This window comes from Veillonella tobetsuensis (genome assembly GCF_002959935.1).
GTDB classification, from domain to species: domain Bacteria; phylum Bacillota; class Negativicutes; order Veillonellales; family Veillonellaceae; genus Veillonella; species Veillonella tobetsuensis.
The window spans coordinates 269,639-282,891 of record NZ_PPDF01000008.1 but is presented as its reverse complement, the minus strand read 5'-3'; the positions used below and the strand labels follow the sequence as shown (position 1 = coordinate 282,891).

The 13,253-nt window shown below is 40.1% G+C and carries 11 protein-coding genes; 5 read left to right on the top strand and 6 right to left on the bottom strand.

Features of this window, described 5'->3' with window-relative positions; translation table 11 throughout:
- Positions 1 to 16 precede the first annotated feature (16 nt).
- The 3 genes from aroA to aroF form a co-directional block, all read right to left on the bottom strand.
- Positions 17 to 1,285 (bottom strand): 3-phosphoshikimate 1-carboxyvinyltransferase, encoded by a 1,269-nt coding sequence (gene aroA, locus VTHSUH11_RS04495; RefSeq protein WP_105092770.1) that lies wholly within the window; start codon positions 1,283 to 1,285, stop codon positions 17 to 19.
- A 10-nt stretch (positions 1,286 to 1,295) separates the two neighbouring features.
- Entirely contained in the window at positions 1,296 to 2,348 is a 1,053-nt protein-coding gene (gene aroB / locus VTHSUH11_RS04490; RefSeq protein ID WP_105092769.1) for a 3-dehydroquinate synthase, read from the bottom strand.
- Positions 2,349 to 2,422: 74 nt separating this feature from the next.
- The gene (aroF, locus tag VTHSUH11_RS04485) at positions 2,423 to 3,436 is read right to left on the bottom strand and encodes a 3-deoxy-7-phosphoheptulonate synthase (RefSeq protein WP_059364741.1); all 1,014 of its coding nucleotides are present in this window, start codon (positions 3,434 to 3,436) and stop codon (positions 2,423 to 2,425) included.
- 478 nt (positions 3,437 to 3,914) lie between these two features.
- Here aroF and VTHSUH11_RS04480 point away from each other — a divergent pair, with 478 nt between their 5' ends.
- Together VTHSUH11_RS04480 and VTHSUH11_RS04475 are read left to right on the top strand one after the other, a co-directional pair.
- Entirely contained in the window at positions 3,915 to 4,331 is a 417-nt protein-coding gene (locus VTHSUH11_RS04480; protein ID WP_105092768.1) for a GNAT family N-acetyltransferase, read from the top strand.
- A gap of 80 nt (positions 4,332 to 4,411) precedes the next feature.
- A complete protein-coding gene (locus tag VTHSUH11_RS04475) occupies positions 4,412 to 4,870 on the top strand; it encodes a DIP1984 family protein (protein ID WP_105092767.1) in 459 nt (152 codons plus the stop codon).
- Positions 4,871 to 5,129: 259 nt separating this feature from the next.
- On the opposite strand, the gene VTHSUH11_RS04470 is transcribed toward VTHSUH11_RS04475, so the two are convergent.
- Complete coding sequence (locus VTHSUH11_RS04470; protein WP_005375612.1) at positions 5,130 to 6,158, bottom strand: ribonucleotide-diphosphate reductase subunit beta; 1,029 nt, start codon at positions 6,156 to 6,158, stop codon at positions 5,130 to 5,132.
- Positions 6,159 to 6,326: 168 nt separating this feature from the next.
- Positions 6,327 to 8,609, bottom strand: a complete 2,283-nt coding sequence (locus VTHSUH11_RS04465; RefSeq protein ID WP_105092766.1) for a ribonucleoside-diphosphate reductase subunit alpha — start codon at positions 8,607 to 8,609, stop codon at positions 6,327 to 6,329.
- Positions 8,610 to 8,915: 306 nt separating this feature from the next.
- Here VTHSUH11_RS04465 and VTHSUH11_RS04460 point away from each other — a divergent pair, with 306 nt between their 5' ends.
- Positions 8,916 to 9,434 (top strand): flavodoxin family protein, encoded by a 519-nt coding sequence (locus VTHSUH11_RS04460; RefSeq protein ID WP_105092765.1) that lies wholly within the window; start codon positions 8,916 to 8,918, stop codon positions 9,432 to 9,434.
- Positions 9,435 to 9,515: 81 nt separating this feature from the next.
- Here the strand turns inward: VTHSUH11_RS04460 and VTHSUH11_RS04455 are convergent, their stop codons facing one another.
- Positions 9,516 to 11,075 (bottom strand): hypothetical protein, encoded by a 1,560-nt coding sequence (locus VTHSUH11_RS04455; protein ID WP_105092764.1) that lies wholly within the window; start codon positions 11,073 to 11,075, stop codon positions 9,516 to 9,518.
- Positions 11,076 to 11,222: 147 nt separating this feature from the next.
- Between VTHSUH11_RS04455 and VTHSUH11_RS04450 the strand changes: the two genes are divergently transcribed.
- Together VTHSUH11_RS04450 and VTHSUH11_RS04445 are read left to right on the top strand one after the other, a co-directional pair.
- Positions 11,223 to 12,395: an iron-containing alcohol dehydrogenase gene (locus tag VTHSUH11_RS04450; protein WP_105092763.1), complete on the top strand. Its 1,173-nt coding sequence runs from the start codon at positions 11,223 to 11,225 to the stop codon at positions 12,393 to 12,395.
- Positions 12,396 to 12,419: 24 nt separating this feature from the next.
- On the top strand, positions 12,420 to 13,250 hold the full coding sequence (locus VTHSUH11_RS04445) for a hypothetical protein (protein ID WP_105092762.1): 831 nt from the start codon (positions 12,420 to 12,422) through the stop codon (positions 13,248 to 13,250).
- The last annotated feature ends 3 nt before the right edge of the window (positions 13,251 to 13,253 follow it).

Below are 13,253 nucleotides of genomic sequence, written 5' to 3'. Positions count from 1 at the left end.
AGATACGATTAGAAATCTAAACTGGTTGTGCATTACCGCCCAGTAAGTTCCAGTCCTCAAAGAAGTCTGGATAGGATTTTGTAATAGCTTCGCTATCTTTTAACGTAACAGGGTTTTCACTGATGAGGGCCATCAATGTGCCTGCCATGACGAGGCGATGATCATTTACGCAATCGCCTTGTCCACCTTTAAGTATACCACTACCGATGATGTATAGGTCATCGCCTTCTTCACGCACCGTACCGCCTAAGTCTCTTACGAGATTGGCAACAGCTATGAGACGATCGGATTCTTTTAAGCGTAGGCGAGCACCCTTAATAAAGGAGCTTTCACCAGAAATAGAGCAAGCAAGGGCTGCCATAACAGGCAACATATCTGGCATTTGCTCGAGATCTGCATGAATTGGCTTGGAAGCGCGACCTATGACCGTTATATTCATACCATCCCATACAACATCACAACCAGCATCAATCATAACTTGCATGATGCGGCGGTCAGCTTGTACAGAGTTTTTGTTCATGCCTGTAATCGTAATTGGTTTGCCTGTCATAGCGGCAGCGACCATCCAAATCGCTGTATTAGACCAATCGCCTTCGATTTGGTAATGATTTTGACCTTTGAAAGTAGCATTAGCCGCTACCGTAAAGGATTCTCGGACTGTATCAGAAGCAGGTGTATGGTCAACGGTAACACCAAAGTCTGCCATCGTCGTAGTCGTCAGTGTTACGTAGTCGCTAGATTGAAGTGGTGTCGTAGACGTAATAGTAGCACCTTCACATTGTGGAGCCGCTAGTAAGAGCCCAGAGAAGAATTGACTACTTACATCGCCAACCATGGAGAAATTACCACCTTGGAGACGGCCCGTCATCGTAAAGGGTGGTTTATCTTGAGAGAATGTTACGCCATGTGCTTTCATTTCGCTTAGCATAGGTTCTAGAGGACGATCTGGTAAACGACCTTTCGCATCTACGTCTACATCATTACAGATGGATGCAGCTACCGGTAATAAGAGACGTAATGTAGTGCCTGATTCGTGAGGTACTACATTGCCCTTTGCTGGGACAGGACCTGGTGTAACAGTGACAACTTTATTTTCATACACAACGTGTGCACCTAAGCCTCGTAAGGAGTCCATAGTAGCATCGATGTCTTTAGAGGTGCGGCTCAGCAATATCGTAGATGGCGAGCTAGCGAGAGCGGCGCAAATCAATGCGCGGTGTGCATGGGCCTTTGCGGGTATGGATGCGATAGTCCCCGTAGGGATGGCGTTCGTTACAGAATGCATATAAATCTCCTTAATCTAAATAGGTTGCAAGCTCTTCGTGTGTTACCACCTTGAGCTCGCTGTGGCCATAGCTAGTAGGAACTACAATTTTAATGGTAGCCCCTTCGCTTTTTTTATCGTGTTTAGCAGCTGCTAAAATTTCTTCTTTTGTTATAGTCGTTGTGGTTGGCAAATCGTGTGCTTCGATGAGGACCTTTAATTTGTCTAACGCCTCTGCAGCTAATTCACCATGTTTTACAGCACCCTGCGCCATGAGAACCATGCCAATGGCAACGGCGTAGCCATGGTGGACTTCAAAGTGGCTCGCCTTTTCGATGCCATGACCAAAGGTATGACCTAAGTTTAAGAGGGCACGAACACCAGATTCACGTTCGTCTTGCTCTACGATATCTGCTTTAGCTTGTACGCAGCGGGCAATTACGCCACTAACACTACCGCGATGTTTAATTAATGGTCTATTCTCTAGTTGCGTAAGCAAACCTGGTACATCGAGGAATCCGTATTTGATAATTTCTCCACAACCATTTTTCCACTCCATGTCTGGCAAGGTGTTAAGTGTTGAAGGATCACAGAGGACAAGGATAGGTTGTTTGAAAGCACCCCACAGGTTTTTACCTGCATCAAGATTTACGGCTGTTTTGCCACCCACAGAGGAGTCCACAGCGGCTAATAGGGATGTAGGGACCTGTACATAGTCGATACCACGTAGGTATGTAGCTGCTGCAAAGCCTGCCATATCACCTACTACACCGCCCCCAAGGGCAATGAGCATGTCTTTACGAGTTAATGATTGAGCTGCCATGTATTCCACTAAATCGATAAGTTGGTGGGCGTTTTTAGAGCTTTCACCAGCAGTAAAGACATAGTCGCATACGCTATAGCCTGCATTAATCATATTAGTTTTTACTAAGTTTAAATAATGCGGGGCTACATTGCTATCGCTGACGATAATAACAGAACAATTTGGTTTTAGTGGTTTAATATAATCGGCAATGCGTTGTAAAGAGCCAGCCTCGATGACAACATCGTAAGGTGTGGATGCGTTAATGTGGATGCGAGTCATAACGATTCCTTTCTTAAAAGAATAAGCTAGTATCTATTATAACGGATACTAGCTTATTTGTGTGATCTTTAAGATTATTTAGTGCATTCAACCAATGCTTGGCGTAATGCGCGAACTTCTTTCATAAGGCTAGTGAATTGGTCTGGTCGTAATGCTTGAGGGCCGTCGCACAATGCTTTGGATGGATCGTTGTGAACTTCGATCATAAGGCCGTCTGCACCACCGCCTACAGATGCAAGAGAAAGTGGACGAACCATGCGGCTCATACCAGCAGCGTGGCTAGGGTCCATGATGATTGGCAAGTGAGATAATTCGTGCATCATAGGGATTGCTGTTACATCTAAGGTATTGCGAGTTTTAGTTTCGAATGTGCGGATACCGCGTTCGCATAATACAACTTGTTCATTGCCTTCGGACATGATGTATTCAGCAGCCATCAACCATTCTTCGTATGTGGCAGACAAACCACGTTTTAATAATATAGGTTTATTCATCTTGCCCACTTCTTTTAAAAGCGTGAAGTTTTGCATATTACGAGCGCCGATTTGAAGCATATCTACGTTATCGAAGTATTGTAATTGGGAAATATCCATAACTTCAGAAACGATAGGAAGACCTGTTTCTTTTTTTGCAAGCTCTAATAATTCCAAACCTTCTGGGCCCATGCCTTGGAAGGAGTATGGCGAAGTACGAGGTTTGAAAGCACCTCCACGAAGGATAGTAGCACCTGCTTCTTTACAAGCTATAGCTGTTTCGATTACTTGTTCAGGTGTTTCTACGGAGCAAGGACCTGCCATTACTGCGAAGTGACCGCCACCAATCAATGCACCACCTACGTTGATTACAGAATCATCTGGATGGAATTTACGGTTTGCTTTTTTGTATGGTTCTTGGATGCGAGTTACTTTATCTACGAAATCAAGGGATTCGATTTGACGAGCATCAAGAGATGCAGTATCGCCGATAAGACCTAAAATGTTGTAGCGAGTACCTTCTACTGGGTGGATGATGATGCCTTTTGCCTCTAATTCACTGCGTAAACGAGATACCTCTGCTTCTGCTGCGTTTTGTTTTAATGTAATGATCATGATAAATCCTCCTTGTAAACTACAGTGAATAGTAGGGCTCACCATACGGGATAGCAAACAAAAAAGGGCTACCCGTAGCCTAATACGGGTAGCCCTTTTACTATTCTAAGCAACTAATAATGACTAAATCTTAATTAGCGTACCACAAATAGTTCCTTACCCGTACGTTGGATAAAGAACCAATAAAAGTATTGTTTTGTAGCTGAGCTAATTTGGTTAGTCATCTTTGGTTGCTCCTTTCTAAAAATTATGGGTATAGTATAAACCCAAATGATAAAATTATGCAATACCTAAAAATGAATTTAATGGAAGTTTTAAAATATTTTGGCTGTGGGAATTAATAAAATTTAAGATGGTTGTTGGAATTAAGCGTAGTTTTGATATAATAAAAATAAGAAGTTTTCAGTGTTTATAGTATGTTTCGTAATACGCTGAAATCGATTTTTATAAATATGCTTATTCTACGAAAGGGTTACCTATGATTATTCAAATCTTAGATCATATAACTGATGAAATAAAACAAATTCGTATCGATGTGTTTATGAAGGAACAAGGTTTTGAAGACGAGTTCGATGAAATCGATGAGACTGCAAAGTTTGTACTTTTATCCATAGATGGTAAGCCAGCGGGTACTTGCCGATATTTTACTAGTGACGTAGCTGGAGATGCGCATATTGGCCGCATGGCGGTACGCAAGTTATATCGTGGACAACATTTGGGATCAAAAATAATGATGGCTGCAGAGAATGCTATTCGCCGTGATGGATTTAAAACTTGTTCCTTATCAGCACAAGTACAGGCAAAACCATTCTATGAATCCCTTGGCTATAAAGCGGAAGGAGATGTATATCTTGATGAAGGCTGTCCACATATTTTGATGAGGAAGATTTTATAAGCCGTTGTATAATAAGAATAAGCAGATAAGTAGCGTTAAATAATTTGATGTGCATATTTTTTGTTATGAGGTGAGCATCTATGAAATTAGCAGAAGCATTACAAGAACGAGCTGATCTAAACAAGAGAATTAGTGATTTGCAAGGTCGTTTAAATCAAAATAGTTTAGTACAAGAAGGGGAAATACCTAATGAAGACCCTAACGTATTGATGCAAGAACTAGAAGCGGCAATTGCAAGACTTCAACAACTCATTAAAGATATTAATCTTACTAACTGTGCAACTATTATTGAAGGGCGCTCTTTAACGCAAATTATAGCAGAGAAAGAAGGAGCTATTATGCGACTTTCTGCATATCGTGCCTTAGCAGATAGTGCGAGTGCGATTAATTATCGGGCTCGTGGATCGGAAATCAAAATGATAGCAACTGTAAATGTTAGTGAATTACAAAAAACAGCAGATACAATATCTAAGGAGATTCGTACATTAGATAATTTACTACAGTCAACTAATTGGATGGTTGATTTAATAGAGTATTAAGTATAAGTTGGTAATCAAGATAGGGTGGATACAAAGCCACGATTGCTTAATTCGTAAAAAGATGATATTCCATTACATGTACGGGGCGTTGATGATATGTATCGTGTAGGCCCTTATGGCGTATAAATGTATGGTTATTTTTTATAATGTATTACCATGTGTCAACTATTTTGATGAGGGTGGCGTTGGGGACTATAAAAAGGAGTGTTTTCACAGATTTGTTGTGAAAGCACTCCTTTTATTTATATTTAAGTTTTATCTATTCTAAATCATCAAAATCAAATGCTGCTGCTTTTGTATAGTTCGTAACTTTTGCTTCAAAGAAGTCAGTTTTTGTGCTATTCAAATTGGAGAAGCTTTCGATCCATTCCATAGGATTGTCCTTGATTTCAGGGTATAGATGAGGCAAGCCGATTGCTTCTAAGCGGATATTGGCAAGGTATTTGATGTAGCGTTCAATAAGAACGTTGTTAAGGCCGAGGATTTTATCATCAGTGATGTATTGACCCCAAGCGATTTCATTTTCTGCACCTTGGCGAATCATGTCAGTGATTTTCGCTTCCAGTTCAGGCGTGAACAAGTCAGGGCGTTCACGACGTAACTCGCGGATGATGTTTTGGAACAATACAAGATGAGTTACTTCGTCGCGGTTGATGTATTTGAAAATAGTGGATGTAGCTGTCATTTTACCTTGGCGTGCCAATGTGTAGAAGAAGCTAAAGCCAGAGTAGAAGTAAATACCTTCTAAGATATAGTTAGCGATGATTGTGTGGATGAGGTTTGCTTCGCTAGGATCATCACTGAAACGTTGGTATGCATCGGCGATGAATCGATTACGTTCAAGTAATGTTTTATCTGTACGCCATTCGTCATAAATTTTGTCACGTGTAATAGGATTTGTTACAGTGTCCAAAATGTAGGAATAACTTTGAGCGTGAATTTCTTCTTGGAATGCTTGGATATTCAATAAAGATGCCACTTCAGATGCTGTAATATAACGGCTCAAGTTAGGCAAGTTTTCAGATTGAATGGAATCAAGGAAGTTCAAGAATGCAATAATTTTGTCGAATGCACGGCGTTCGTAATCTGTTAAGTATGGGAATTGCTTAACGTCTTCGTTCAAGGAAATCTCTTCAGGAATCCAGAAGTTGTTGAGCATTGTACGGTACATTTGGTTCGCCCAATCGTACTTGATACGGTTCCATTCGCGAAGGTTTGTGGTGTTGCCGCCAATCATAGATTGCGTGCCACGTTCACCATGTTCGTTGAAAATCAGTTTTTTATCCATAGTGGACTCCTTTATATTATCTGTGAAGTAATAATATATTAACTATTTTATCACTATTTTGTACTAGTGGTGGTCAGTAAAACGGAGTGATTTTCAGCTGGCGACTTTGGGTAGGTCGTTAGAAATGACCATTAAACCCGGTGGAGCCAGCTGAAGATTACTCTGTTTCTATGATGAACAGCTAGTGCACTCGTCCATTTCAAGGGATTGGTTACGAATGTAGTAGATTGTTTTAATCCCTTGTTTGTATGCCTCAACGTAAAGGTCTAGAATTTCTTTTGCTTTCATTTGAGGTGTGATATACAAGTTGAAAGATTGTGCTTGGTCAATATGACGTTGACGTACGCCACAAGCTTTGATGGACCATTGTTGGTCGATTGTATGCGCCTCTTTGTAGAGCCAGAAAGTTTTATCGTTCAAATCTGGTGCAGTTTTTGGAGTGAAAGAACCTTTCTTCTCTTCGATGAAGAATTTTTTGAAGATAGGGTCGATACCAGCCGTTGTGTTCGCAATGTTGGACGTAGAACCTGTAGGAGCTACGGCCATCAAGTAACCATTGCGGATGCCGTATTTAGCAACGTCTGCAGCCAATTGTTTCCAACGATCGGATGTGTAGCCACGACGTGTGAAGTATTCACCAGTTTCCCATTCGGAACCTTTGAACTCTGGGTATGCACCTTTTTCTTTCGCTAATTCCATGGAAGCTTTGATAGCATAGTACGCGATGTTTTCGAACAATTTGTCCGCTACTTCGATATGTTCATCAGATTCCCATTGGATATCGTGGTTTACAAGGTAGTGGTGGTACCCAGAAGTACCAAGACCAATAGCGCGGTATTTATCAGAAGTCATGCGAGATTCTGGTACTGGTGCTTGGTTGATGGAAATAACATTGTCTAACATGCGGATTTGAAGGGCAATGTTTTCTTCTAATTCTTCGTCAGTAATACGGCCAAGGCTGATGGAATTCAAGTTACATGTAACCATGTCGCCTGTATTTGTTTTTGTAGTGATAGTACCGTCTTCGTTGATAATTTCTTCAACAAGATTTGTGAAGCCAACGTTTTGTGCGATTTCGTGGCACAAGTTGGATGCGTAAATCATACCTGCATGTTTGTTAGGGTTTGCTGCGTTTACAGTATCGCGGAAGAAGATGAATGGTGTACCAGTTTCAACAGCAGAGCGCATGATTTTTTTCATCATGTCTAGGGCGGGCACTTCGATGCCGTGTAAGTTCGGATCTTGTTCACATTCAAGGTAACGTTTTGTGAACTCTTTGTTATCGTCTGTGTCGTAGAAGTCCTCTAGAGCATAGCCTTTTACAGCCAAGATTTCATGAGGGTCGAAGAGGGTGAAGTTTTCACGGCCGATCATGCGTTCCATGAAGATGTTTGGAACAGAGATAGCAGGGAAGATATCGTGTGCTTTACGGCGGTCGTCACCATTGTTTGTACGAAGCTCTACGAATTCGTAGAAGTCTTTGTGCCAAATATCGAGTGTTACTGTAGCACCGCCTTTGCGTTTACCCAATTGGTCTACTGCAACCGCTGTATCGTTGTATAAACGGATCCAAGGAATAACACCACCAGAGGAGTTTTTGAAACCGCGGATATCGGAGTTCAATGCACGAACTTTACCAAGGTAGATACCAAGAGCACCACCGTGTTTAGATACGCGGGAGAATTTGCTGTTTACGTCGTAAATGGACCATAAGTTATCATCTACACCAGAGATAAAGCAAGAGGACAACTGATGGAATGGTGTACCTGCATTTGCCAATGTAGGTGTAGCTGTTGTCATTTTTAACTGGCTCATCAAATCGTAGAATTTCTTAGCGTATTCTACTTTGTTTTCGCCCTCTACCAATGCCAAGTGCATGGCGATCGCCATGAAACGTTCTTGTGGCAATTCGTAGATTTCTTTGTTGAAGCCTTTTACCAAGTAACGGTCAGCCAATAATTTAAGACCTTCATAGTTGAAGAGATAGTCGCGCTTAGGTTTGATGTAATCGCCTAACTCTTGCAATTCATCAGATGTATATTCTGTAACGAAGAAGTCAGCGTATTTTTTCTCTTCTACAAGCATATGTACAAGATTTGGGAAGTTGCCATAACCGAATGCTTTATAACGACGAGTGATAGCTGCTTCTTTATAGAGATCGAACAAGAAGAGGCGGGCTGCAACAAACTGCCAATCTTGGTTCATTTTATTAACTTGGTTGCCGAAACCGTCGTCTTTTTTAGAGATAACCTTTTCGATAGCTGTTTGTACTAAAGTTTTTTGAATCTCTTTAGTTGTCATACCATCAACGAATTGTAACTTCGCATCCATTTCTAATTCTAGTGGATCACAAGAATCTAACCCCAAACAAGCGAAGGCAATCATACGTTTCGTTTTTTCAACGGACAACGGCTCGAAATGGCCATCCCGCTTCTTGATCATAATCTCCATTATGGTTCCCCTTACATCATAAATTTATCTGAAAATGATATATAAGATTAGCGTGAAGAATATAAAAATTCTTTAAGCTAAATCTAATCAGAAAAACAAGAAAACTACTATATATGGTAGTTTTCTTGTTTGCTAAATACATTATGTTATGATTATAGCGAAAAAAATCTATATATTCAATATTGACTTTTTTAAATTTATCAATGTGGTTAGATTAAATTTATCGATGTAGTTTGTGATTAATTTTATTATAGATAGATACTATATGATTTATAATAAATATAGTTTTACAATAGGAGGTTAGCTATGAAATCTATCGTTATATATTCGTCCCTTACGGGAAATACAAAACAAGTGGCAGAGATCATTGCCAGAGTATTGCCAGCGGACACACCATGTGTATCTATGTCGGAACTACCCTCAGATATGGCATCCTATGATCTGGTGTTTGCAGGATTTTGGGTGGATAAAGGGACAGCTAATAAAGAGGCCCGTGATGTACTAGGCACATTACATAACCCTCACATTGCGCTGTTTGCCACGGCTGGTGTTCCACCGCAAATGGCACATGCTAAGGAGAGCTTAATTAATGCAGCACATTGTTTACCCGATGGCGTAGAGCCTGTAGGAACCTTCATTTGCCAAGGTAAGGTAGATCCTAAGGTTATCGAAATGATGTACAAGATGTTCCCGAAAGGGCATAGCCACGGTCAATCTGCTGATCGCGATGCACGTCATAAACAAGCGGCAGTACACCCAAATGAAGACGATTTTAAAGCGGCCCAAGACTTTGCCCAAGATATTTTAGCCAAGTTAGAGCGATGAATAAAAGCAGTACCCCTGTGGGGTACTGCTTTTGTCATATTATATATGATGTTGTAATTATTACTATATTGTATTATATGCTTAATTATAAAGTACATTAAATTTAAGTTTACGTGTATCGAATTGGTTTATGAAGTACGACGTAATCAATAGCTTATATCCATTACCTTCTATAATGACAGGATCGACAGCTGTTTTATCGACTGTAAGGAACTTATCATAAATATGATGCACCTCTGTTACTCCATTTGGTAGAGACACCTCTAAATCAAGGCCGTTGTTGAGGAACTTGAAGGAGATGGAATCGAAGTTAGCAGATTCTACTTGGTATTCCTTAAGGTCTCTTTCGTAGACTATTAATTCGATGTTTTCAATGTATTTATTGTAGCCTGCAATAGAAATAACCTTTGGTACAGATATGGCATCAAAATTAATATATTCAACTCGTCTGCCGTTTATTGGATTTGTATCTGGCAGTTTTAAATCGTCTACAGGTACATATGGTGTGCCGTAGTCTGTGAAGTTAGGATCAAAAGTGGATGCTATTGGTAGGCTTGCATGCCATTCTCCATCAACTTTAGTATACGTCACAAATTCACGATACGTTGTATAGCCTATGAATGGTGTCAAGAGAACAGCACCTAAGGCTAGAGCCATAACAGTTGTGTGTACAGAAGGTTTTAATCCTTTCACAAGAGAATAAATATTGTGTACTAAGAAGATTAGATTGAATGCACTCACGTAAATTGTATTGAGCCAGAGAATAGGTTCATTAATAACACGCTTACCGATAAGGGCTAAGCACAATGTAGTTAACGTAATGAACAAGAAGCACAGGATTTGCTGAGTTCTGCTACTTTTACTAGATCTAAAGCTAGCCAAGTAGAATAGGTAGAAAATGGCTACATACGGATAGTAGGTGTAGAAGAAACGCGTATCCTCTCGAAGCCCTAACAGGATCAAGACTAAATAGATATTAGCTAGAATACCTGTAACAATGGACGCCTTTGGCAAGATGATGCCGAATACAACAGTAAAAAATGAGTTTGGTGCTGGAGGACCTGCGGGATCTTCTTTGTAAGAACATACCATAGATAGACAAATGAATATATTAATGGATGCGAGTACCTTAAAAATGGTTTCTTCAAAGTTGAATGGCTGGTCCACGATGATGAAGAAGAACCATAAACTCATGATGACAACAATGTTATATAGAGTAGACGTAACAAGGGTGATGCCAATCCGTTTGATGCGGTTAATGATTTCTCCGATGTAGTGTTCACCAGGCGATGTGAAATACAAGGCAATCATGGAGTACAGCCATAGGTATGATATATTTTCCGTAGCCAGCTCAATGCCCCGCACATACCCGTAAGTTTCGTGAATCATATAAAGGCCAACGCTGATTCCGATACTTACCAAGGTATATAGTATGGAAAACTTTCGTGCCCTTGTTATATAGCTCTGTAATATAACGATAAAGAAATACAGTGAGTAAAGCTTAAGATCAATTTCGGAAAACCAATCTTGTTCAATATACAATGGTGTACATGAAAATACGGCAATCAATGCCAGCAATATAGGTGACTGCGTTGCTAGGTCCCGCAGCGATGACCATAAATATTTAATGGCAAATTTCATAGATGTCTCTCCCTATATAAATATAAATATCCCCTCTTATTATTAGTATACCTTTTTTCTAGTGAAAGTCCTATGAGGTTTTACATGCCCTTAAATATACATTACAATAATACTAAGAAGTAGTTTTCAGAGAAACGAGGTTGTCACATGGAATTCTCTTATTTTTTACCTGTAAATATTCAGTTCGGTTGGAATAAAGTAGATAGTGTTGCGGACTTTGTTAAACCATATGGAAAAAAAGTCCTTATTGTAACGGGCCGAACTAGTGCTAAGAAGTCTGGTTTATATGATCGGGTGGTAACAAAACTTGATAATGCACAAATTAATCATGTCTTATTTGATGAGGTAGATGCGAATCCATTGACTACAACGGCTATAAAAGGGTCCGAGTTAGCAAAGGCTAATGGCTGCGAAGCAATTGTTGCTATTGGTGGTGGCTCTATTATGGACTGCGCCAAGGGAATTGCCTTTATGGCCGTGAATGATGGCGATATTAACGACTATATCTTTAATCGTAAAACAAGTGATAACGCGTTACCTCTTATCGTAATTTCTACGACCTGTGGCACAGGATCTGAAGGTAATGGTTTTGGGGTTCTTACCAATCCTGAAACAGGGGATAAAAAATCTTTGCGTTGTAATGCTATTGTGCCTAAGGTTTCCATCGTAGATCCTGCGGTAATGGGCACTATGCCATCTCATGTATTGGCATCTGTTGGATTTGATGCACTATGCCATAATGTTGAGGCCTATACCTCGAAGACCGCACAACCTTTTACTGATGCACTATCGTATTATGCAGTAACATTATTAGCGCAATACCTTGTACCTTTATATAAACATGTGAAAGCCGTTGCGAACGGCAAACCTATAGTGCTCAACGAAAAACAACTCACAAAAGCTTGGGAATCTGTAACCCTTGCCAGCACCATTGGCGGCATGGTAATCAATACGGCAGGTGTAACCTTGGCCCATGGTATGGAACACCCTGCCAGTGGTCTTAAAGACATTACTCACGGCGTAGGTCTTGCCGTTATCGAACCCGTTGTAGTGGAATACACGTGGAGTGCTAATCCTGATAAATTCGGTGCCTTGGCTCGCATCTTCAACCACGGTGATGGTTCAGAACTAGGTGAAGCATTACGTTCAATTGTTCATGACTTAGACCTTACCACAAACCTTACAGAACTGGGCTTTACGAAAAAAGACATTCCTTGGTTAGTGGATAATGTATACGTTGTAGCTACAGGAAATATTGCGAATACAGTGGCTGAAGTGAGCCGTAAAGATATAGAAGTGTTGTATAAGAAAATGTTCTAAGTGTTGTCATAATAGGAGAGAGTTTTGTTCCAAGGATTTTATGGCCTATTAACGGTTATGCTATGCGTGTTGTTTGCAATTGTGGTAGTGCTATTTAATATAGCGCCTATTACATATATTGTTTTTAGTATAGCCATATTGTTGAGTGTATTTTTACAATATAGGCGCTTTAAGAAACAATCTATATCTGAACGTACCCATAGCCGATTGGCTTATGCGTTGTTTATTATCATAACCCTTAGTATATATTGGCTCGTAGCTGATTGGTTTCAATATGATCTTAATACAACTGTTGATCAGTTTGAGGATTTTAAGTACAGTACCACTGATTGGAAACGGGGATGGCCTAATAATAGCGAATTACCAGAAGGGCTTAAATCTCCTGAGCAGCTTTCGGAAGGTATTGATAAGGTATCTATGGTACGAACAGATGTTGCTTGGGCTACTGCGTATCCTTATCGTTATGTAGTTTTAGAGGGAGACCCTAAAGTAATTGCTCAATATGAGGCAATTGCAAAACAACATGCAGCCTATACAGCGGAAATTGATGCGGATGGTGTATTACGTGATTTAGATACTAGGGAGAAAAAGCGCTTTATATCGCATCCTGATAGTTATTACATCATAGATAGCATTGAGGAGGAACATCTAAATTTACCAAAACGGAGTTTCATAGAGTGGTTACGGTTTGCACCTCGAAAAGAAACGAAAAGAGTGGTGAACGACACCTATAATTCTACTAAAAATCATAGACTATATGTCTTTGTAGACGATGGGAATACTAAAAGACCTCATTTTGTGGAACTTTTGATCAGTAATGATGGGACACGAGCTGTGTTTTATCAATCTAAGTAAGGA

Bases quoted from the DNA above. Each gene is read 5' to 3' on its own strand.
- aroA (WP_105092770.1), bottom strand. From the start codon at position 1,285: ATGCATTCTGTAACGAACGCCATCCCTACGGGGACTATCGCATCCATA.
- aroB (WP_105092769.1), bottom strand. From the start codon at position 2,348: ATGACTCGCATCCACATTAACGCATCCACACCTTACGATGTTGTCATC.
- aroF (WP_059364741.1), bottom strand. From the start codon at position 3,436: ATGATCATTACATTAAAACAAAACGCAGCAGAAGCAGAGGTATCTCGT.
- VTHSUH11_RS04480 (WP_105092768.1), top strand. From the start codon at position 3,915: ATGATTATTCAAATCTTAGATCATATAACTGATGAAATAAAACAAATT.
- VTHSUH11_RS04475 (WP_105092767.1), top strand. From the start codon at position 4,412: ATGAAATTAGCAGAAGCATTACAAGAACGAGCTGATCTAAACAAGAGA.
- VTHSUH11_RS04470 (WP_005375612.1), bottom strand. From the start codon at position 6,158: ATGGATAAAAAACTGATTTTCAACGAACATGGTGAACGTGGCACGCAA.
- VTHSUH11_RS04465 (WP_105092766.1), bottom strand. From the start codon at position 8,609: ATGGAGATTATGATCAAGAAGCGGGATGGCCATTTCGAGCCGTTGTCC.
- VTHSUH11_RS04460 (WP_105092765.1), top strand. From the start codon at position 8,916: ATGAAATCTATCGTTATATATTCGTCCCTTACGGGAAATACAAAACAA.
- VTHSUH11_RS04455 (WP_105092764.1), bottom strand. From the start codon at position 11,075: ATGAAATTTGCCATTAAATATTTATGGTCATCGCTGCGGGACCTAGCA.
- VTHSUH11_RS04450 (WP_105092763.1), top strand. From the start codon at position 11,223: ATGGAATTCTCTTATTTTTTACCTGTAAATATTCAGTTCGGTTGGAAT.